Below are 23,264 nucleotides of genomic sequence, written 5' to 3'. Positions count from 1 at the left end.
ATTATGATTTCATCCAGTCGTTCACCCGGACCGCGATCGCAGCCGCCTGGCTGCGCGTGAGCGGCTCGTTCGGGGAAATGCTGCCGTCGATGCCTTGAATGAGTCCTGCCTGCACGGCTGCCGCCAGCGCTCCCCGCGCCCAGGCCGGAACCGCCTTGGCGTCTGCGAAGGCGCCCAGCACGCGGGCGGTCTCCTCCTCGCCCAGCTCCTTGCCCGGCCGGGCGATCGCCATCAGCCGTCCGGCCATGACCATCGCCTCCAGGCGGGTGAGAGCCGCGCCCGGATCGTACCGGTCCGCGCTCTTGCCGCTGGCGAGGCCGAGGCCGGCGGCGATCGAGACCGTCCGTGCGTACCAGCTGTCCGCCGGCACATCCGCGAAGCGGGACGCTGCCGCCGGCTCGGTCATGTAACCGGCCGAGCGGAGCAGAATCGTCGGATATTCCGCCCGCGTCACCTTGGCGTTCGGAGCGAACTTGGCCGCCGACTGGCCGAAGACGAGCATTCTCGCCGAAGCCTGCCGGATCGTGTCCGCCGCCCAGAACAGCGGCGCAACATCCTGGAACGTCTTGCTGTTGCTTGCATAATAGAGGCTGCCGGAGCCGGTCAATACGACCTCTGCGGCCGCTCCGCCTGCCGCCGGCTTCCACGCCAGCGGCGTCCAGCTGCCGTCCGCCGCTCTCAGCAGCACCGCCGTCACATCCTTCGTCGTGACGCCCTCGGGCAGCGGCAGAACCGCGGCCGGAGCCGGCTTCCAGCCGGAAGCCGCGAGGCCCAGCTGCAGCTTGGTGCCTGCGCCGCCGCCCAGCAGCCTGAAGCCTTGGGCGAGCGCCGCCGCATCCAGCGCGGCACGATCGGCGTTGTCGTTCAGTCCGAACGACAACGTCAAGTCGTCCTTGCCGCCGCGCAGCTGCGAGGCGCCGAGCGAAAGGCTTGCCATCGGCAGCTCGATCCGCAGCGTCTTGCCTGCCGCCGCGAGCTTGTCGGCGAGCGCGCGGGCGACCGTGATCCGGTAGCCCTCAGCCGCTTCCGCCGAACGGAGCACAACGTCGGCCGAGCCGTCCGCGCTTGACGCATCGAGACGAATGACGGCAGTTTTGCCTTCCCATGCCGCATCGACGGCGCTGCCGTTCACGGTTGCCTGCGGCTTCGCGCCGGCAGCCGGCGCGCCGCCGCCTCCGAAGCCGAAGCCGCCCGGCATGTAGGTCCAGATGTTGGCCGGCAGCACCGCAGCCGCCATTGCCAGCTTGCCGGAGGAGGTTCGCTTCGCCAAGACGACGGCATCGCCGTGCTTGGCCTCGACGATGCCGCCTGCCGGCAGCACGCTCCATCCGGAGAGATCCTCCTTGAAGGCCGGCAGCTTGGCGCCCGCCCCATAGACGCGGTACGCCAGCTGCTGCCCGGTCATGTCTCCGGCGTCGGAGACGACGATGCGCGTCCTGTCGGCCGAACCGAGCACGCTTTCGGTCGAGGCTGCGAGCGACCCCAGCGAGGACGGCGCCGGCAGCGCCACGTCCGCGACGGACATCGCTTGCAGCGTCATGCCGTCCGAGACGCGGTAGCCCGCCGTAATCAGGCTCGCTCCGGCGCCAAGCGCCGTCAGCGTGCCGTCCTCGGCGAGCAGCACCGACTCGCCGTCCACGGTCAGGCTCAGACGGTCCAGCTCCTCCTTGCCTTGCAGCGCGACTTCCTTGAAGCGCGGCTTGCCGCTGCCGTCCTTGCCGTCCGCAACCTTCAGCACGGCCTGCAGCTTCACGCTCTCGCCCGGCTGCAGCTTCGGAATCGGCTTCAGCACGATCGCGCTCGGCGCCCGGAAGCCGTCGTTCGTGACGTTCACGACCGCCGAGTTCTCGTTGCCGGCCGCGTCGCGAGCCACGAACTTGAGCTCCGCTGCGGCTCCTGCGCCTTCCGGCAGCTGCACCTCGCTGTCGAAGCTTCCGTCCTCTCCGACCTTGACGGGCTGTCCGGCGACTGTGAGCGCGTCGCCGACAGTCGTCGTTCCGGAGACGCGGATGCGGCCGGCCTTGGTGCGCGCTCCGGTCGCCGGCCCGTCGATGTACAGCACCGGCGCGATCGTATCGACCGTCAGGTACAGCATCGTGACCGAGACGTCGCCGGTCGCTGTGTTGCGGGCTCTCAGCTCCACGGCGAACTTGCCGTCCGTCGAGAAGCGGTCCAGCTTCAGCGTGCCGCGGCTCGCGCCGCCCTCGGTGCGCATGTCCGCCTTGCCGACGAGCTCATCCCCGACATACGCCTCCACTTCCACATCGGGCTGGGTGGAGAGGAGCGTCAGATTCTGCTCCGTGCGGCTCGTCAGCATTTCCCAGAACTTCTTGCCTTCCGGCCTGGCCGGTCCGCCGCCGAGCGTCAGCTGCGGCTTCTGCGCGGCCGGCAGCAGCGTCGCGGCCGAGTCGGCGCGGTCCGCATAATGCGGATTGCGGTTTTTGTCATCCGCCTCGGTCGGCACAGCGGAGGCGCTCACGCCGATCGTGTAGACGTTCCCGGTCTCCAGGCCGGCATGGCCCGCTCCGCTTGCCGGAGCCGGCGTGCCCTCCAGACTGGAGGTGTTGACGGCATCCGAGGTCGAGACGGCAGCCCAGCCCCCGATCGGAATGCCCTCATAACGTCCGGAGGATGCGTTCCAATACGGCTTCAGCTCCGCTTCCGTCATCAGCACGGTGCCGAACGGCTCGTAGCTCTTCATCGCCTTGTCCTGCTCCTGCAGCGCCTCGATGACGTAGCTGCGCTCATAGGCCTGCTGGCCGGGTTTGACCGCGCCAGGCTTGAAGGACAGGTGGAAGTAGCCGTTGCCGGCCGGCTTCACGCTCACGCCCTCGACCTTGGCCGGAGCCATCGGGTCCTTGAGCTCGAAGCGCTGCGCCGACGTTTTCGTGCCGAAGGCGTTCTCCGAATGGAGCTCCGCCCGCACATAATAGCTTCCCTGGCGCAAGAGGCCCCGGATATCCTCCGTGCCTCCCGCCAGCGGGATGGAGGTCACGTCGATCGCCGCGCTGCCCGCCGCGGCCGGCAGATCCTTGGCGATCAGCAGTCCGGCGTCGCCCGTCTGCTGGACGAGCTCGCCGGTCGACAGCTTCTCCGTCTTGCCTGTCACCGCGTCGCTGGCCAGATACAGGCTGACCGTATCGCCCGGCTTGACATTGTCGACCTTCCAGGTCGCGCTGAACTTGTTGGCGTCCGCCGGATTCGGCGTCATGCCGACCTCGCTCAGCTGCGGCGCCGTCGGCACGTTCAGCAGCTTCGTCTCGACCGGCGCCTGCGCCGTCAGCGTCCATTTGCCGCCTGCGGCGGCTTTGTCAGCCGGCACGATGACGTAGGCCTTGCGCATGTCCACGCCCGTCGCCGACTGCTTCGCCGGCACGATCTGCGTGAACGCGTTCGCCGTCTTGTCCGTGTTCGTATTGTCGAACTTCACCGGATACAGCCTGCCGCTGCCGTCCTTGAGCGTAAATGAAGGCATGTCCTTGCTGTCGTATTCCATCTCGATGATGGCGTTGCCGCTGACTCCGCTCATCGGAATCTCATGCACGCGGCCGCCGTTCTTGACCGCGATGCCGCCGATACCGAGCGTCATGTCGCCGTTGTCGACGATCTGGACGCCCTTCTCGACCTCGCGGTATTCGACCGCCTGCGATTCCTGCTCGGAAGCAACCCTGGAATTCGCCACCGTCTCTACGCCCGAGCCGATGACGAGCAGGCGCGGTCCGCGCTCGGGATCCTGGATGACCAGATGCGCCAGCCCTTCCGGCAGCTGGTCGGTCGACGTGCCGAATTCCACTCCGCCTCCCCAGTAATACGTGATGCCCAGGGAGATGAACAGGATGCCGACGCTGCCCCACAGCTTGTCGTTGTTGACTCCGAGGAAGACGCTCGAGAGCGGCATGCCCCCGACGACCGGCACCGAGCCCGGAATCTGCACCTTGGAGCCGATGTAGCCCTCGAAGTCGGTGCGGTTCTTCTCCAGGTTCTGCCCGACGAAAATGCCGGCCTTGCCGACGATGATGTCCCAGCCGCCGATATCGACCTCGGCCTGAACGCGCACGAACCACGGCGTCACCCACTGCGCCTCCAGAAGCGCCTTGGTGATCATCTCGATGCGGTCATCCTCCTCGGCGTTGGCATCGGGCGAGTATTTCATCTGCCCCTCGATCTTGATGCCGGTCCGCTTCAGCGTCAGATCGATATCGCCGAAGAAATACGCCGGCGCCATCCCGAAGCGGATGCCGACGCCCGCCTGGATCGTCAGCGGGAACGGATCCTCCGCCGTGCCGCCGGCGATCGTGTCCGCCAGCTCGCGGACCGCGCCTCGGATCGCGGTCAGGTACGTCGCGCCGGTAATGAGCACGCCCGGGCTCTTCAGCTGGGTGCCGAAGGCGATCACATCCGGCAGGATGCGCCCGTCGTCGACCTGCTTGAGCGAGAACTCGATCGCGACCTCGGCCATGTTTTTCAGCTGCGCCTCGAATTCGAGGCCGTACTGGTTGTTGATTCCCTCCACCTTCTGCACGTAGTGGGTGACGCTGATGCTGCCGCTCGGCTTTTTCGGACCTTCGCTGTCCGCCTTCTTGTCCTCCTTCGGCCCGAACAGGCCGAGGCTTTCATTGAGATCGAAGCCGAGCTTGGCATCGATGCCGACAAAGCCTTTTTTGTTGTAGATGACATTGTTGATCTCCGCGTTCACGACCTTCAGCGACACGGTTCCGCCGAACGAGACGCCGCCCTCGCGGAGGATGAAGTCGTTCAGCGACAGGCCGAAGCCGTCGATGGAGAAGCTCGGCGCGCTGAACAGCGAGTGCTTGTTGAAATAGACATTCTCCAGCATGATCTGCCGGAGCGGATTGAGCCGGTCGCCGACGCCTCCGACCGCCCATTTGAGGCTGCCGTTCTGGCTGTCGTCCTCCGGATTCGTCCCGGACTGTTTGTTGGCGTCCTTGCTTTCCTCCTCCTCGTCATCGTCCTCGCCGCTGCCGGCGCGCGGAATGCCGTAGCCGTCCCCGCCGAGCGTCTTGTCGAAGCCGTTGAAGAAGTCGAGCGTCCATTCTCCCTTGTGGAAAATGAAGCCGCTGCTGGCGACGCTCAGAGTGCCGTCGCCCTTGACGAACATCGTATCGAGCAGCGGCAGCCCTTCCGGCTGCTTCATGCCCAGGATGTCGAGCTTGCCCCTCACGATGACGAGGTCCTTGCCGCTGTAGGCGACCGCATCGTTGATGATGGCGGGCTCGGTCTTCGTGTCGACGATGATCTGCTGATCGTCGCCGGTGCCGACCTGCTTGACCATGCCGCGCACGACGACGAGCGTCTCGCGGTCGATCTTGTCCTCTTCCGCCTGCTCCTCGAACGCCTCCAGATCCTCCTCGCTCTCGAAGATGCGGTAGTTGTAGAGCGGCGTCTCCGCCAGCGCCGATTCATCGGCGAACCCGCTCAGATCGAACTCGGGATCGACCGCCTTGCTGGCGGCTCCGATGAGCGCGCGCGTCTTTTTGTAGCTCGTCGCCGCGGCATGCAGGAAGCTGCCTTCCTTGAACGGATTGCCGGGGAACAGGCTGTTCAGCTGCTCGAGCCGCTCCGTACCGACCGTCGCGCCGTTGTCGAGGCCGCTCAGATCGACGACTTCCTTGTACAGCGCCAGGATGCCGGCCTCGCGGATGCGCGACTCGTCGTTGTCGGTGACGAGGACCGTCTCGCCCGCCGTGATGTCGTACATCGACGCGATCTCCGGATCGTCTCCGGCGGCCGCCTTGTAGTCGATCGCGATCTCGTACTCGCCGAGCGGCAGCTCAGGTCCGAGACCCTCCTGGATCACCTTGCCCGCCTCGTCGACCTTGTCGCCGCCCCGGTAAGTGATGCGCATATCGCCGGTCAGGCCGTCATCGGTCGGCTGCAGCAGCACCGATTCCTTCACCGGCACCCGGTAGCGGTCGCCGGTCGCCTTTTCGATCAGATACAGGTCGAAGTTCGGCTCCGTCCCCTCGCCGCCGGTCGTATAGGCCTCGATGTTGGACAGGTTGACCGTCATGTACTTCACATCCGTGCTGTACAGCTCCTTCGGAGAAACGCCGTACACATACGTCGGCGTCGCTTCTCCGACCGGCGGCAGCAGGATGAAGTTGGACTTGACGGACTCGTACTGGGCCTTGATGCCCTCGTCCTTCACGCCCTCCAGCTTGCTGAGCGTCTCCGGGCTGCGCGCCGTCAGCATGTACTGGCGCGTCGTCGGCCACGGCTTTCCTTTGGCCATCACCTTGAACGAAGCCGTCACCGTGTCGCCCGGCTTGTACTTCGGCTGGATGCCCTGCCGGGCTTCCTCCGGCGTCGCCTCCTTGCGGTACTCCACCTTCTTGCTGCTCACATTGTCCACGAGCGGCTTGCCGGAGGCGTCCCGCCTGATGTTGCCGCGCTCGTCGAGCTGCACGAAGCTGAGCCCGCTCTGGAGCGTCATCTCGAGTTCGATGCGGGAATGCTCCATGCCGAACGCCGGCAGGTTCTCGATTTCGGCCGTAATGTCGAAGATGCCCTCGTCCCGGTAAGCGCTGCCGTCGGCCAGCGTCGCGAGCTGCTGCACCGGATCGACGTAGCGGACCGAGAACACCTTGTCCGGAGCGACGATCTCGCCGAGGCCGTATACCGTCTCGAAGCTCTGCATGCGTCCCGGCTCGATCGCGTCCGGATTCCAGTAGAACGCCACGGCGGAGTCGGCGCTGCCGTAGTCGTTCGTATCGCGCGTGAAATCCAGGTTCGGATGGACCGTATAGTCCCATTTCGTATTCGCAAGGCCGTTCCAGTGGCCGACGACCATCTCGTCGACGATGTTGATGTTCTGCTCGGCCACATTGTTGAAGCCGTAGGCGACGACGTTCGTCGCCTGCGGATTTTCCAGGTCGAGCTTGTCGCGCATGACCCAGTAGGCCGGAAGCTTGTAGAGCGGGCGGTCCTCCTCGGGAATGCCCAGCTTCTCCGGCTCATGGGTGAGCCTGCGCTCCACCGACAGCGGCGCCTTGTACGCCGTGCCGACCTGGAACGCCGGGCCGTCGTTGCCGCCGACCATCGTATCGAGCAGGATGCGGCTGCCGACCTCGACCTTGACTCCGCTGCCGTTGACGACCTCGTAGCGGATGTTGACGTTGCCCGAGTTCGCCTTGTCCTTGCTGTCCGTATACAGCAGCAGGATCTGCTTGATCTGCACGCCCTTGAGCGTCCAGGTCATCTCCAGCTGCTTCGTGCCGTTCGGCTTCTCGAGAAGCACCGGCTCCGTCGTGCGCGACTCTTCGCGCCCGAACTTGTACTTGTTGCCGAAAATATAGTCCGTGCCGTCGATGCGGAACGTCGTGAACGACGTCTCCGGATCGTCCCCGCGGAAGATCAGGCTCACGTTCTGATCCTGCTTGCGGATCGGCTGGCCTTCGACCGTCCGGATGCCGTATCGTCCCGTCTCGTTGTCGACGGTCACCTTGATAAATTCATTCTGAATCGTCGTCGTGCGGCTCTTGCCCAGCTCGGCGGCCACTGCGTGGCCGCTCTCGAACAGGGCAGGAAACACCAGCACGAATGCCAGCAGCGACGAGATCGCGCGTTTGAGCAGCCTCACCAAGCATCCCCCAGTTCCTTCGTTCATGACTCTATTTGACCGATCCGACAAAGAAGCTCGCATACTCGCGGTCGCGCTCCTGCGTCCGCACGACGATCGTGTACCAGCCCGCTTTCGGGAAGGCGACCGTGTAGCCGCCGTCCGCCAGCTGCTGGTACGTCAGCTTGGACGCGATCGACTTCATCTGGCCCTCGCGGTACAGGCCCGGCTGGTACAGCAGCTCGAACGTGCCGGCCTCGTTGACCGTCTCCTTGCCGCCGACCTTCATCGTGTTGTAGCCGCTCACGCGGAACGTGATGCGGTTCGTATCGAACAGCGCCTGCTCGCCGGATGCGGCCGAGATCAGCGTGCCGTTGCCGAAGATGAGCAGGCCGCCGCTCTTGACGACGACGACGTCCTGGTAGGCGACCGCACGGTTGCCGACCTCGTCGATCGCCGTGTAGGCGACGCGCTGGCGTCCGAGCTTGCTCAGATCGAGCCCGCTGACCTCGACCTTGATCTTGTCCGCCGCCGACAAGTTGTCGGAGACGGCGTAGCCGCCGAGATCGGCCGCGGCGCTGAAGCCGGCTTTGTTCTGCACGATGCCGACCGTCGGCTGCTTCAGCTGGATCGCAGGCGCGGCATTGTCCAGTCCCGCCACCGTCACCGGAATCTGCGTGGCGTTGCCGAGCGCATCGGAGATCGACATCGCCGACGAGCCGTTCGTTTCAAAGATGCGGGAATACGAATAGGCTCCGCCGGCGCCGCTCACCTGATTGCTGTAGGCGCCCGGCGGCCCGATCGGCCTCAAGCCGGAGAAGACGGCGTTCGGCGCGGCGACCTTGCCGCTGAGCGTCACCTTCATCCTGCCGGCGGCGTACTTCTTGCCGCCGATCGTGACGATGCGGCTTGCCGGCAGCTCGGCACCCTGGCTGTCGACGAAGGCGTAGGAGACGCGCTCCGGCTGCGGGCCTTCGCTGACGACGCCTTCCACCTGCTCCTTGACGATCATCGTATTGCCGAGCGCGTCGCCGATCGTGAACGATACGGCGCCGTTTTTCGTCACCGCGACGCCGTTGTTCCGGCTGTGCACGACGAAGTCGCGCGCCTGGCTGTCCGCCTTGACGACCGACAGCGTCACGCCCGAGGAGAGCACGACGCGGCCGCTGGAATCGCGGAGAGTGCCGAAGCTCTGGCTGCCGTCCTTGCCGTAGGCGTAGGAGCGCACAATCTGCACGCGCGGCGGATCGCGGTCGATGTTCGACACGATTGCCGTCGCCTTGCCCGTGTTGCCGGCCGCATCCTTGAACTCGAATTCGAAGCTGCCGTTCTCCGTGAACGTGTAGACGCTCTTGCCGCCGTTGTTCGTCATGATGATCGGCTCCAGGCCGGTCAGCATCGCCGTCACATGGCCGTTCGTCTTGATGTTGTTGCTGACGGAGTATTGGATGACGCCCTCCGGCTTCACATCGTCGACGTTGTTCACGACGACAACGAGCGTCTCCTTGCGCTTCGCGTCGTTCAGGTCGGTCAGCTCGAACGTGTAGAAGCCGTTCTGCTTGACGTTGAACCGGTTGCCCGAGCGCGTCGGCTGATGCGGGTTGAGCTTGGAGATCGCAATCCGGATGCCCGGCGGCGGAGCGATCTCGAACGTCGCTCCATCAGCTCCGTTCACCGGCGTCAGCCCGGACATCGCCGCTACGGCATAGACCGGCTCGGCATCGGGATCGAAGCCCTTGGCGTCGACCGGATAGACGGCGCCGATCTTCCCGCTCGGCGAGCGGTATTTGACCTGCACCTGCAGCGCGGCAGCGTCGCCCGACGGCACCTTGAGGCTGACGAACGTCGTATATGGACGCCATTTCTGCCAGCTCTCGCCCCCGTCCGGAGAAACGGAATACTCATAGCCGGAAGGGTTGTCGGTCTGCAGCCCCAGCTTGACGATGGCGGTATAGCCGTCCGCCTCGTCGCCGGTCAGCCGGACAAGCGCCGATGTTCCCGGTGCGGCCGGCGAATCCTTGACCGGACCTGTCAGCTTGAACGTGCCTGTGGTGGCCGCGAGAGCCGTATTGCCCGCTCCATCGGTCGCCTTTACATACAGGCGGAAGTCCGCCGTCTCGCCGTCAGCCAGGACCTTTGCCCCTTCCAGCTCCGCGACACGGCTGTCTCCGAGAGACACCCAGCCGCCGGAGCTCTCCGAAGGCTCCGGCTCTCCCTCGCGCACCCACTGGTAGGAGGCGGTCAGGCCGCTCTTGCTGTACAGCTCGGCAAGCGTGACGAGCACGCTCTGCTTCGGCAGCGGATAGTTCAGGCCTTCCAGCCCGAAGCCGATCTGCGGCGGTTCATTGTCGAAATAGTACGCCCGCGAGTAATACTGCGTGCGCTCCCCGATTGCCGCCTTCACATGCACATAGCGGACGCCGCTCTTCTCCTCGTCCGGAATGGCGTACCCCGTCCAGCCCTCCTCGGCCGCGGCGTCCGGCTCCAGCGCCGCGAAGCCGCTGTCCGAAGGCCTCAGCGGGCTGTCCGACCAGACGTAGCCGACGTAGTCCGGCGACGCTTGGCCGATCCAGAACCTCACTTCGCCGCTGCGCGTATAGGCCGCGTTCGGCTCCGGCAGGAACCGCGTCGGCAGCGCCTGCTCCGTGCTGACGGCGACCGGCGCGTTCTGCGGCGTGCCGACGATGAGGTTGCCGGCCTGATCCTCGGCCTTGAGATAGAGCCAGTACGCCCCGTCCTCGAATACGTCCGTGTACGTCGACTGCGTCACCGTGTAGGACGGCGCCTCGTCTCCATATACCGCTCCGGCCACCGTCGCTGCCGGCTTCCACTCCAGCTCCTGCGGCTGGAAGCCGTCCTTGACCCACTGGTAGCCGATGCTGCGGATGCCGCTGTGCGGCTCCTCCACGAGCGCCTGCACGGTCACGTCCGCCGTGCCGTCGGCGGATACGACTGCCGGCTCCAGCTGCGGCTGCAGATTGTCGAGGCGCAGCACGCCGACCTCATGCGTCCAGTTGGAATCATCGTTTTTGAAGTCTTCCAGCTTCCATTCGTTCTTGTCGCCGTACTGGCCGACGGCCGCCAGCGCCTTGTTGTCGGCGTAGAAGGTTTTGTCCGCCTCCGAGCCGGGCGCCTCCGCCTTCCAGGCCTCATACTGCTCTGCGTGCTTGAGGACGTAGTCCTTCATCTTTTCGTATTGCATCAGCTCGCGCGCGGTATCCCAGGTCATGTCCGCCGTCCATGTATGGAGGTACCACTTGCCGCTGTTCTCCGGCAGCAGCGCCTCGGAAGGCGGGGAGATGACGTTCGTCTTGTTGTTGGCGGCCGATAGCTTGAGCCCGGTCATCTCCGGATACAGCTCCTCCGACGGCTGCTTCGCCGACAGGGAGTAGCGCTTCACAGCCGCATAGTTGTCGGCCTCCTTGCCCGCCAGCGGATCGGCCGGTGATTGGCTCCAGGCGTAATACACGAGGCCGATCGACGGCGCCGCCTCTCCCGTCATATTGCTCGGACGGTAGATGCCGCGGCTCGGGCGCTCCGCTCCCCGGTCCTGTACGGCCGGATCGAGCGCCGGGACGAGCAGGGACGGATCGTTGGCGTCGATCGTCACCTTGCCTGCCTTGGCATAAGCCGTGGCCGTCGCGCCTCCCGCCTCGTAGCGGTAGCCGACGAGCGGCTTCGTGTTGTCGATGAACAGATTCGCCCAGTCGATCTTGGAGTTCACGAGCGACGGCTCCACATCCATCGGCGCGTTCTCGAACACGCCGTCGTAGTTCGCCGGCTGGATGAGCAGGTTGCCCGCATAGTCCTGAATGACCGACAGGTCGGACAGAGCCGGCGTCTTGTTGTCATGAGACAGCGCGATCACCTTCAGCAGCGGCGTCTCCAGATCGACGGAATCCCCGATGACGGCGCGGAACTTCCAGACGCTCTTGCTGTATCCGGAGACGTAATACGCCCTCATGCCGTTGTTGAACAGCAGGTATGTGCCCGCTTCCTGGCCCTCCCAGATCCGGTTCACGACGCCGGGCTCCGTGAGCTGCACGCTGAAGTCGATGACGTCGCCTTTGTTCAGCGTCGTGCCGGTGAGAATCTCCGGCTGGATGCCGTTGCCGGACTTGGTGTACTTCGGCCGGACCGCATCCACGATGACCCGGTAGCCGCCGGCCTTGTAGTCGAACGGATCCAGCGTATGCCCTTTCACCTCCAGCAGGCTCGCGTCGCTTGCCTTGTTCGGGAAGCGCATCGTCGCGACGTTGCCCGCGGCGTCCGCCAGCACGGCCTGTTCCAGCTTCTCCTTGATCGACAGATCCATCGGAGCGGCGTTCAGCGTGCTTCCGTCGACCTTCGGCTCCAGCGGCAGGTTGCCGCTGTTGTGATAGGCCGAAGCGACGTACCGGTAGGCGATCTTGTCATGGTAAGTTCCGAGATTGGCCGCGCTGTAGGTCGTGTTTTGCAGATACTGCGTCTGCCCGGCCGCCGGCAGCCCGGTGCCGTCGGGATTGGTGAACAGCGGATGCCGCAGGAAGTAGTCCGAAAAGCCCGCCGTCACCGAGGTCGGCCGGACCGGCTCGCTGAAGTTGTAGGCGAGGTCGACGAATTCGTTCTTTTTCACATACAGCTCGGTCTGATGGATCTCATCGTTCACCCGCGTCGCTCCGTTGCCGGTGAATGTGTAGCCTTCCAGCACGGGACGCTCCTTGTCCTCGAACTTGATGTACAGGCCGCGCACGCCCGTCGGGCCGTCGTCGTCGTCCTGGCCGAAGATGCGGATCGTGATGACGGCGCCCGGCGTCAGCAGGCGTTCAACCGATTTGTTGTAGATCTGCGTGCTGCCGCTCGTGCTGTTCGTGTTGTAATACATGATTTCCTGACCGTTGACCTTGACTTCGATGCTGGAGTTTTCCGATCCGGAAAAAAACCCGTAGTTTTTTCGGAGCGTCCCGAAGCCGATCTTCATCGAAGCGTGGCCGCTCAGCGCCATCGCCGAGAGCAGCGGATTCTCGCCCACGCGCAGCGTATAGGTCGCTCCGGATTCATCCGTGAACACGTCGCCCGCGCCCCAGTCCGCGGACGTGGCCGAATCATGCTCCATATAGAAGCCCTTTTCCATGCTGTTGTAGAAATTGCCGAACGCATTCTGAGCCTCGTAGCTGAGATTGCCGATGCGGTTGCCGAATTTTTGCGTCACTTCCAGATCGGCCGCAGCCGCCTTGGCCGGCACAGCCCAGCCGCCGGATACGGCGCCGGCGAGCAGGCTCGCCGCCAGCAGCAGCCTCAATCCTCTTTTGCCTATTTTTCGCAGATGCACCACAGTGCCCCCCTTATCCCCTTGTCGAAGCCTGAACTCCAGACCTACCCCAATTTCGACATAATCCGAGTTCATTCTAGGAAAAAGGAATAAACGAAAAATAAACAAGTCATAAACAACACAAAAAAAAGCCAGGACTTTAGTTCCAAAGTCCTGGCTTATCGATGAAATTAAAAATGAGCGGCGTTCAGGAGCGAAGCGAACGAGCGGGAAGGAGCGGCTCCGAGATCGCGGGCGAGCCTCTCCTCCAGCTCCCGGTACTGTCTGGCCGCGTCATGGGTGCGGCCGAGGCGGATGTAGAGACGGATCAGCTCCACATGGATATCCTCCCGCAGCGGATCGAGCTCGATCATCCGCTGCAGCAGCGGAAAGGCGGCCTGAGGCTTGCTGTCCCGCAGCAGCAGTCTCGCCTTCCCTTCCAGCAGCTCCATCCGCTCCCGCTCCAGGCGCCGCGACAGCTCGCCCGCCCATTCGTACAGCTTGCCCGTCAGGAACGAGCCTTGCGCCGCGGCCTCCGCCTGGTCGAAGCGCAGCAGGTCCGGCGACGGCTCCGCACGGATCAGCTGGACGACGCGCTCGTACTCGTACAGATCGCAGTCCACCTGCGAGGCGTCGATCCGGATGTCGTAGCGTCCGGCCTGCAGCAGCGATTCCAGGCCGGCGTCCGACAGCGACCTGCGGATGTAATAGAGCGTGGAGTTGATGTTTTTGGCTGCCTTGTCCGGATCGAGCCCTTGCCACAGCGTATCGGCGACTTCCTCCCGGCTGACGGTCCCTTTGCACAGCAGGTAGACGAACAGCTCCTCGGTCTTGGGGCTGCGCAGCTTGATCGGCGCTTCCGCGCCCGTGCCGCCGCAGCGGAAAAAGCGGATGCCGCCGAACAGCCGAACGCCGAGCTTCGGCTGCGCAAGCGGCTCCCGGGACGGATTAAGGCGCTTCTGGAGACGTTCGAGCGTCTTGCCCAGCCGCTCCGCGTTGACCGGCTTGAGGACATAGTCCGCCGCGTCCTGCTCGAAAGCATCGACCGCGTACCGGTCGTAGCCGGTTACGAAGACGACCTCTAGCGACTGCTGCAGCTGCCTCAGCCGGGCTCCAAGCTCCATCCCGTCGATCTCGGGCATGTTGATGTCGAGAAAGGCGACGTCGACGTGATGGCTGCGGATGAACTCGCAGGCTTCCGCCGAACTGAAGAAGCTGCGGCGAATCTCCACGCCGCCGAGCTCGCCCGCAATCCGCGACAGCCGGCGTACCGACAGCTCCTCGTCATCCACGATAATCGCTTGCAGCATCGCGCTCATCCTCCTTTGTCATAACCGCGTGCGGCCCTGGCCGCGACCGGAACGCGGAAGGCCAGCCTCGAGCCTTGCCCCGCCCGGCTAGTCAGGTCCAGCTTCTCCCCGTACAGCAGCCGCAGCCGCTCGCTGACATTCCAAAGCCCGACTCCGCCGATGCGCTCCGGCTGCTGAAGCCGAAGCGACATCGCCTCCGCATCGAATCCGGCGCCGTCATCCTCCACCTCCGCATGCAGGAAGCCCTCCCGCTCGGAGATCGAGACCTTGACCTCGCCGCCCCGCCCTCTGGAAAGAAGGCCGTGGCGGATGGCGTTCTCCACGAGCGGCTGAAGCAGCAGTGGCGGGAAGCGCAAGCCCGGATCGGCGTCGCAGCGGAGGCTGACCTTCAGCCGGGAGCCGAAGCGGGCTTTCTCGATCTCGGCATACGCCTCGATCAGCCTCATCTCCGCTCCGAGCGAAGACAAGGAGTCCAGCTCCCGGAAGTCGAAGCTGCCGCGCAAATATCCCGATAGATGCAGCGTCAGCTTCTCCGCCTTCGCCGGTTCCTCGACGCACAGCTCGGCGATCGCGCCGAGCGCGTTGTACAAGAAATGCGGGTTGATCTGAGAGCGCAGGAAGGCGATCTCCCGCTCCCGCGCTTCCTTGACCGACTGCCGCAGGTTGACGAGGCTGCGCACTCTGGCGAGCAGCTCCTCCGCCTCGAAGGGCTTGGCGACATAATCGTTCGCGCCGAGATCGAGGGCGAGCTTGCGGTCCTCCTCCCGGCGCCGGCCGGTCAGCATCAGCACGGGAAGCTCGGAGGGCGAGAAGCGCTCCCGCGCTTCCTGAAGCGCTTCGTAGCCGCTGCCGTCCGTAAGCGACACGCCGAGCAGCACGAGGCACAGCTCCCGCTCCTTGCCGAGCGCCTCCCGCATCTGCTTCGCCGAATGGACAGCCTCGACCCGGAGGCCTTCCTGCTCCAGCAGCTGGGTGATGGCATGCAGGCTGGCGGCGTCGGGATCGGCCACGAGCACGGCCGGACGCTGCCTGCCGTCGCGGGCGGCCTTGAGGAAATGAACGGCGGCAGGCGGCTCTTTCTCTCCCGCTGCCTTCCGGGCCGGCTTGCCTGCATGCTCCGCCTCCAGCAGCAGGGCGAAGCGGAACGGCAGCTCCGCCTCTCCCGGCGCCGGCTGCAGCACCCGGCCTCCCTGCAGCTCGATCAGCCGGCGGGAGATCAGCAGCGCCAGCTCGGCGGCGTCCTCGCCGGGCAGGGGCGGATCGGCGACGAATCGCTCATCGGAGTGCATCGGCTTTCTTTTCCCGATGAACCGGATCGTCACGACCGCAAAGCCTCCCTGCTCCTCGGCATCGATCTCGATCCTGCCCTCCTCCGCCCGAAACGCGGCTTGTCCGACCAGGCGATGAAGAATCTGCACCAGCCGATCCTCGTCCGCATAAACGGCCGCCATATCTTCCCTTACCCCATTCAGCAGCAGAACCGGCCGGCGTCCCAGCAAGGACCGGTGCAGCCCAAGCACCGATTCCACTGCGGACCTCAAATCGAGGTTGCGCAGCTCCGGCTGGATGTCCTCATGCTTCAGCCGGGAGAAATCATGCAGATCCTGGACGAGATACCCGAGCTTGCGTCCCGTGCCGGCAATCAGCTCGAGGCTGCGCGCGGGTCCGGAGCCGGGCGGGATGGCCATGCTCTTGGCTGCGCTGTCGGCCAGGTGCACGATATCCTGCAGCGGCGCTCTCAGCTGATAGGTTGTCGAGGAGAGGAACTCATCCTTCTGGCGATCCAGCCGCAGCAGCTTGCGGTGCATATGGTCCATCTCGCGGAACGCCGAGTAGAAGCGGTAGACGATGATCAGAAAGACGACCAGGCTGAACAGAACGAGATAGATCTGGCCAAGCACCAAGGAGCCGAGCAGCGAAATCCCGAACAGCCAGCAGCAGATGGAGTACAGAATCAGCAGCAGCACCGCCAGAAGCAGCAGCAGCGCCTCATAACGCTTGGCGCGGGAGGCCCTTACGTAGCTCGCCGCCGCGCTCCACAGCAGCCAGACCATCAGCAATTGCTCGATGAAGATGACGACCCGGTAGACCGGCAAATACGCCTGGATGCTGAGAAAGGGGATGATCAGGAGGCCGGCCAGCAGCGACAGGCTGAACAGGCGCAGCCAACGGTTGGGGCGGTCTCCCTGCAGGAGCCGGAGCAGATAGACCGAGACGAGGAAGCCGGCCAGCGAACTCATATCCTTGATCGTATACAGCATCTGGAAGGGCAGCCCGTCCAGCAGCAAGGCAAGCGGCCTCTCTCCGAGCAGGCCGTTGAACAAGGTCAGGCACAAGCAGGTGAGGCCGAACAGCAGCAGCGGGTAGTCCCGCTGTCCGTACAGCCACACCGCGACGAACAGCACGAGATGGATAAGGCCGATGACAGCGAGCACGACCGCGATGACCGACTCGCCGATGAGGGTCCGCTCTTGGGCGGCTCCGACGGCCTCCTGCTTGCCGAAGTACAGCGGCATCGGGATGCCGGAGTCCAGATAGTCGTAATTGGATGCGTGCACGACGATCTCCGCCTCCCCGCTCCCCAGCTCGAAGGCGGCCAGTCCCGGAGAATTGCCCGGCTCATACTCATTCTCGCTCAGCGCGGGCACGCCGTCGGCCAGCACCTTTTTCCCGTTGACGTAAATCTCGCTGGCGAAGCGAATGTTCGTTTTCTTGATCGCGTAGACGCCGGGCTCCGGCACATGAAGAAGCCTCAGCCGGTACGTCGCCGCCCCGTAGGCGGGCTGCTCCTCGCCGCCTGCCTGGCTCCCGCTCCAGACGCCGGGCACCTCCATCCAGGACGGCGCTCCCTGCCGGGATGCCTCTCCCGGCGCAAGCAGCTCGTTCCAATAAAATTCCCACTCGCCGTCCAGCGCGACCCGTCCGGAGCCGTCCCAGCCCGCCAGGTCGAGCACGCCTTTTTCCGCCCGCAGCCGGTTCGGTTCCGAACCCCGCTCCGAGCTGATGCCGAGCGGTATCCAGATGCTTAGCGACACCACGAGGACGATGATGCCGACAACCCTCCGCATCAAAATATGCCTCCATCCGCCTACTTAAATATCAATATTTCTAGATTGTATTTATCGGTTGAAAAACAGCGTTCGTGAAGAGCGCGTCCGCTTCTCTATCGTTTCTTGGCGTCTTCCTGCTCGAATTGAATAAGATCGAGCACAAAAACAAAGCCGCTCTCTCCGCTTGGGAGAGATGCGGCTATGGAACAGCGTGTTCAAGCTAGGGGACAGGCTCCCCGATGAACAATGCCTGTCGGGCGCCTGCTCAGGTCAAGGGACTGTCAGCGGCGGCGGCTCAAACGACCGTATTGCTGATTACCTTCGAATAACCGTTCGAGACGGCCGAGTCCGTCAGCTTCGCCAGGGAATCTCTGGCTGTCTCGCTGAACGAATACCATTGGTCGCTCTTGGCGTCATAAATCAACACCTTTGCAAATCCTTTCAGCTCCTCAGCCGGGAAAGCCTCGACCAAAGAATAGACATCATACGACTTCACGCTGCTTCCCTTGCTGTCCAGAAAGTCATATTGCTTATTCTTGTAATAGGACCCAGGCACATCGATGTTGACCCTCCAAGCGAAGCTGGCAGGCGCATCGACCTTCTGGCCTTTGCCGCTTTCAATGAGCTTGTAGATGGAGCCGGCATAGGAATTCCCCGTGATCTGCTCGACGACGCCGCCCATGGTCATATGGTATTCGGTCTGAACGGTCTTTATTTCCCTATCCTCAAGGACCAGCGGCGGAGAATCGACCGTCACCGTGGAATGGCTGTAACCGACCGTGCAGCCGAAGGTCTCGGCTATAAAGCGAAGCGGAACGACAACTCGATTGTTTTTGACGTACGGCTTGGCGTCCAGCTGGACCTTTTCGCCATTTTTTACCGCAGTCGCGCTATTGGCCTTTAAAATCACCTTCATATCGTCCTTCGTCAGCGTCACTTCCGAATTGGACCACTCGACCGCAGCTCCCAAATTCTCGCTGATGACACGCAAAGGCACCATGGTGCGGTTGTTCTTCGTTTCAGGCTTCACATCCGAAGCGACCGCTACGCCGTCAACGTTGATGTGGCCGCTTGCCGCATGGGCTGCGTGCGGCGAGACGAGCACGGCCGCTGCAAGCAAGAGCCCGGGAAGTATGATCTTCATTTCAATCCATCCTTTATCAGTCAATTAGGACAAGACAGTCTTACAGACGGAACCCTTGAAAACAGGCTGCTCTCCGAGTCGTTACCCACAGACTGTGGATAATAACTCGGCTCCAGCTGTGGATAAGTTCGATTCGGCCTCAACAGGCCGGCCGCGCCGGATGAGAGCCGCAGCGTCTATTGCATGTGCGGCTCAATCCGTTCGAAGAGCCACTTTCTCTACCCAGTCGCTGTCATTCCAGATATCAGGATTGTCGATGCTCTGACTATGCCCGCGCACGATGGAATCGTAGCTATCCTTACCGCTTCCATACCAATCCACAATGACCGCCTTTCCATTTGATCGATGGACAAGAAACTCGGTAGGCTCCGCATAGCTGCCTACATCCTTTTCAACCCGCGCATCTAATTCCAAATAGATGTAGCTCTTGTCTCCTCCGGCGTACTCTGCCTTCCTGGCGCCAATAGCTACATTTGTCACGCGATTGTCCACAAGGCTGTTCTTGAGGAACAGCTCATATTGGGCTGCGATCTTCTTTTCCATATAGAGGTTAAGGCTGTTGTTGTCGATATAGGCGGCCAAATCGATTTCCGAGCCGTTCCAGACCGCCTTGTAATAGTCGGACAAAGCTTTCGCGCACAACTCATAAGCCGTCTCGAAATCCGAACCAGCCAGACCGCTTTCATCGACGGAAAAGCCGGGGGGATCTGTCGACCCCTTTTCCTTCGTGACGGGCAGTGCCGCTGCGCTTCCATTCCCCTTCGCGCTGCTGTTTTCCACAGAGGCAGAACTGTTTTTTTCGTCGCTGCTCTCACATCCGCACAGCGTAACCAAAAGCGCCAGCAGCAGGCAAGAACGTTTCATCGCGCTTCCTCCAGTCTGTGCAGCCGGATAGGCATGTTCACGGCAACCTCCCCTTTCTACTCAAGGAAACGAGTCGGAGCGTCCGGAAGGTTGCAAGTTGGCGGCCATTCGAATGAATTTATGGTGACCGTCCAGGTTGAATTGAAGTATGCTATACTAACCCCCGATAGAAAAAAACGGCATCGGCGGCCTTGTTTATTGGGAAACCAGTGAAGGTTTCCATAGGTTTCCTGTCCGTGGATAGGGCTCATCTATCCTTCATAGGAACGGCAATTGGCAACAGGAGGTTGTGAACAATGGCAAAGGCAAAGGTCCCTAAGCGTCCCACGAGAGACGAGTTCGTCCTGGAGGAAATAGGGAACCAAATTACCGAAGCGTATCAGGAGAATTCGGAAATCGTTCTGACGGTCTGGGGCCGGGAGGAGTTCGTGAGAGGGCAGATCGTGGTCATGGATTCCCGCACGGGCAAGGTTCATGTCCAGCAGGCACAGGATGTGGTCAAAATTCCGTTCATGGATATCATGTCCGTGGACTACCCAAGAGATTGAAGGACGGACCGTGATCAGAACCCAGAGCCATTTGGTCCTGGGTTTTTTGTGCTATGCGGCTTTCCCCGTCTCCTCCAGACATCCAGCCGCCGCTGGCTTGAGCTCGAAGCATCGCAAGCCAGCTCCTGACCATCAGACGATTCGGCTGGGCGAGATTCCGTGATGCTGCTTGAACAGCTTGATGAAGTAGCTTTTGTTATCGTACCCAAGCGAAAATGCCGCCTCTTCCACCGACTTTCCATTATCGCTGATGAGAGCCATCGCCCGCTCCATCTTCATCCGGTTCACGAACTCGATGAAGTTTTCTCCGGTCTCTTTCTTGAAGAGGCGGCTGAAATAACTGGGATTCAGATGCAGGTATTCCGCCGCCTCTTCGAGCGAGATCTTCCGGCTCAGGTGCAGCCGGATGTAGTTTTGCGCATCCACGATCTCGGTCTTTTTGCTGCTGCTCGCGATTCGTCCGGCCTGGGAGACGGCTTCCGCCAAAAACTTGGCCAGCCAGTCCCTGAGCTCGCTGACATGCATCATGCGGCCGATCTCCTGCTGCACCCTCTCCTTGTCGTAAGCCATTCCGAGCCGCAGCTTGAGCAGCAGGTCGAGGGCAAGCTTCCAGGCCAGCTGCTTGACGGCCGCAGGCTGGAACCGGCGTTCCGCCATCAAGCCGATGAACGCCTCCACGGCCGGGCCGACGTCGTCGCCCGTCTCCAGCAGCAGGCGGCCGAAGCGCTCCGCGTAGTGGAAATGATAGGCGAAGGGATCCTCCCGATTCCATTCCCGCTGCAGCTCAGCCTTCTTGACCGCGATCGGCCCTTCGGAATAGAACAGCCGCTCTCCGGCTTCCTGCAGCTCGATCAGCTGCCGCCTGAGGCTTGCTCCCGTCGAGGCTTCCTCTCCGATCGCAACGGAATACTCCAGCTTCAGCACGCCGGCGAACGCCCGCTGCAGCTTCCCGGCAGCGGAGGCGGCATGCTCGTAGGGATTGCGCGCCAAGTCTCTCCTGTACCCGTAGAGCAGGAAAAACGCGCTTCCCGCATGCCCCATGAACAGCATGTCCGGCTCGTCCCGCAGCAGCTCCTCGGCCGCATTCTCCACGATGAACCTGACGGCATCCTCCTGACGGTAGCGCTTCATCGCCTCCTGATTCCGGTGGGAGCGGAACATCAGCGGGATGAAATGTTCCAGGCGGGCGGGCAGTCCATGCTCCCGCAGCTGCTCCAGCAAAGTCGAAGGATCGGCATAGGCAGACGAGAGAACCTCTCTCAGCCACTGCTCCTTGGCTGCCGCCTTGCTCTTGCCCGCCTGGATGCTGAGCCGGTCCACCTTGATCCTCAGGCTCTGATCCTCTTCGATCTTGAGCTGAACCTTGCGGATCATTTCCGCGATGCCCTGACGGGTCAGCGACTCCTTGAGCATGTAATCCTGAACGCCAAGCTGAACAGCCTGCTGGGCGTAATGGAACTCATCGTGGCAGGACAGGATGACGAACCGGCTCTTGGCCCCCTCGGACTGCGCCCTCCGAATGAAGCTGAGTCCGTCCAGCTCCGGCATGCCGATATCGGTCATGATCAGGTCGGGGTATCCCCCTCGGCACGCATCAAGAGCATCCAGCGCGTTTCTATAGGTCCCCGCCAGCTCGAAGCCGAAATCCTCCCAAGGCACGAGCTCCTTGAGAAAGGCCAGCACGGCCACATCATCGTCCACCAGAATGGCTTTATGCATGGATGAGCTCCTCCCTGCCCTGCAGCGGAATTTTCAGGATGATTCTCAAGCCGGCTCCAGGCTCGCTCGTCATCTCCATCTCGAACCGGATTCCATACATGATCTGCAGCCGCTCCTTCACGTTCCTGAGGCCGATGCCGGACATCGGGGCGCCGCTGCGGAACCGCTCCAGCGCCTCTTCGGCCATGCCGATGCCGTCGTCGTGGATTTGAATGAAGAGCGTCGCCTGCCGCTTCCAGGAGGTAATGGCGATCTCTCCGCTCTTTTGGCGAAGGCCGTGGATGTAAGCATTCTCCACAAGCGGTTGCAAAGTGAACCGCGGAATCGACGCCAGCAGCGTGTCCGAGGCCAGATTGACGGTGAGCTTCGCCTGCTCATGATGCCGGAAGTTCATCAGCTGCATGTAATGCCCGACGGTAGCGACCTCTTCGTGCAGCGGAATATACTCGTTGTTGCGGTTGATCGTCATGCGCAGCAGCGTGGACAGCGAGCCGATTATGCCCCCGATTTCCTCTTCGCCCTTCAGAATGACCTGCATTCGGATGGAGTTGAGCGTATTGAACAGAAAATGGGGGTTGATCTGCGCCTGCAGAAGCTCGAGCTCGGCCATCCGCTTGCGGGTCTGCTCCTCCTCGATCTGCACGATCATGTCCGAGATGCGATCCAGCATGCGGTCGAAGGCAAGCCCCAGGAATCCGACCTCATGCCGCCCTCTGACGCCCGAGCGCTCGTCCAGAAATCCTTTCTCGACCTTGGAGGCCGTCCGCGCGAGCCGGATGACGGGCTTCGTCCATTGGCTGAGAAAATAGAGCAGCAGAAGGGCGAACAGCAGGAAGAAGGAAAGCTGCAGCACGAACGTCCGATTGAACATGCTGCCGATTCCGCTCGTGACTTTGTCGTACGGAGTGAGGCTGAGCAGGCTCCACCCGGCGAAGGGCAGCGCGTGGCTTACCGTCAAATAGTCGGCTCCGTTCCATTCGGAGCGGCCGTTCTGTCCCTGCGGCGGGGCTGATACCGGAGCCTTGGCCCCGATTTGCGACGGGTCGGTATGGGAGACGATCGTCCCGTTTTTATCCAGCAGCATCAGCACCGGGTCGCCTTCGTATCGAGAGAATATTTGCCGGAACTGGCCTTCGGGCTTGCTCAGGATGATATAGGCGCTCACGCCGTTGTTGTACAGCTGGAACTTGCGGATGATCGTGACCACATTCGGATATTTGTCGGCTTCCGATCGGATGTAGTTGCGCTGCGTGCCCAGCCAGGCGGTCGTGTTGCCCGGCTCGGCGGCCATCTCCTCCAGCCACTTCTCCTTGTACATGAAGCCAAGGCTGTTGTCGTAGGTCGAATAATTCGTGAAGTACAGGCCATTGGGCAGCAGAATGGTCACATAGGTCTCTCCGCCGAAAAAGGTGATCCGGTCCAGCTTCTCCGAGAGATGCCGGAACGAGAAGAAATCGACCTTTCCCGTTCCGTCCTGCTTGTATTTGTTCCAGGCGATGCGCATATCCGTAATCGTCTCGCTGTCGTATTGGATCGAGTTGAAAGCGTTTACCATATCCTGCATGATATTGGACGTATACAGCTCGGCCACTTCCAGCGACTGCTCCGCCTTCTCGACCGCCTTGGCCTTCAGCTCGTTTTTGGCATACAGCCCAAGCAGGATGAGGGTGATGACGGATGGCACGGCAAGACAGAGCAGAGACATTACGATCAGCTTCTGCCTCCAGCTCATCAACGGCATGCGCATAACGCCCTGCCTC

9 protein-coding genes are annotated in these 23,264 nt (G+C 62.6%); 1 reads left to right on the top strand and 8 read right to left on the bottom strand.

Annotated features, from left to right (window positions below; all coding sequences use genetic code 11):
- Position 1 precedes the first annotated feature (1 nt).
- The 6 genes from CIC07_RS03735 to CIC07_RS03710 form a co-directional block, all read right to left on the bottom strand.
- Positions 2-7,600, bottom strand: coding sequence for an S-layer homology domain-containing protein (locus CIC07_RS03735; protein ID WP_159442445.1), 7,599 nt, complete (start codon positions 7,598-7,600; stop codon positions 2-4).
- 31 nt (positions 7,601-7,631) lie between these two features.
- Entirely contained in the window at positions 7,632-12,890 is a 5,259-nt protein-coding gene (locus tag CIC07_RS03730) for a hypothetical protein (protein ID WP_076358594.1), read from the bottom strand.
- Between the two features lie 170 nt (positions 12,891-13,060).
- A complete protein-coding gene (locus CIC07_RS03725) occupies positions 13,061-14,179 on the bottom strand; it encodes a response regulator (RefSeq protein WP_159442444.1) in 1,119 nt (372 codons plus the stop codon).
- A 5-nt stretch (positions 14,180-14,184) separates the two neighbouring features.
- Positions 14,185-17,247, bottom strand: coding sequence for a hybrid sensor histidine kinase/response regulator (locus CIC07_RS03720; protein WP_076358593.1), 3,063 nt, complete (start codon positions 17,245-17,247; stop codon positions 14,185-14,187).
- 277 nt (positions 17,248-17,524) lie between these two features.
- Positions 17,525-18,373, bottom strand: a complete 849-nt coding sequence (locus tag CIC07_RS03715; protein ID WP_076358592.1) for a copper amine oxidase N-terminal domain-containing protein — start codon at positions 18,371-18,373, stop codon at positions 17,525-17,527.
- 192 nt (positions 18,374-18,565) lie between these two features.
- Complete coding sequence (locus CIC07_RS03710) at positions 18,566-19,237, bottom strand: hypothetical protein (RefSeq protein WP_076358591.1); 672 nt, start codon at positions 19,235-19,237, stop codon at positions 18,566-18,568.
- 296 nt (positions 19,238-19,533) lie between these two features.
- Between CIC07_RS03710 and CIC07_RS03705 the strand changes: the two genes are divergently transcribed.
- Positions 19,534-19,785 (top strand): YolD-like family protein, encoded by a 252-nt coding sequence (locus tag CIC07_RS03705; protein ID WP_076358590.1) that lies wholly within the window; start codon positions 19,534-19,536, stop codon positions 19,783-19,785.
- Positions 19,786-19,917: 132 nt separating this feature from the next.
- Here the strand turns inward: CIC07_RS03705 and CIC07_RS03700 are convergent, their stop codons facing one another.
- Entirely contained in the window at positions 19,918-21,504 is a 1,587-nt protein-coding gene (locus tag CIC07_RS03700; RefSeq protein ID WP_076358589.1) for a helix-turn-helix domain-containing protein, read from the bottom strand.
- On the bottom strand, positions 21,497-23,251 hold the full coding sequence (locus CIC07_RS03695) for a cache domain-containing sensor histidine kinase (protein ID WP_076358588.1): 1,755 nt from the start codon (positions 23,249-23,251) through the stop codon (positions 21,497-21,499). The genes CIC07_RS03700 and CIC07_RS03695 overlap by 8 nt, the downstream gene beginning before the upstream one ends.
- Positions 23,252-23,264: the final 13 nt, after the last annotated feature.

It is taken from the genome of Paenibacillus sp. RUD330 (assembly GCF_002243345.2).
In the GTDB taxonomy this organism is placed as follows: Bacteria; Bacillota; Bacilli; order Paenibacillales; family Paenibacillaceae; genus Paenibacillus_O.
This window is presented reverse-complemented; position numbering and strand designations above follow the sequence as displayed.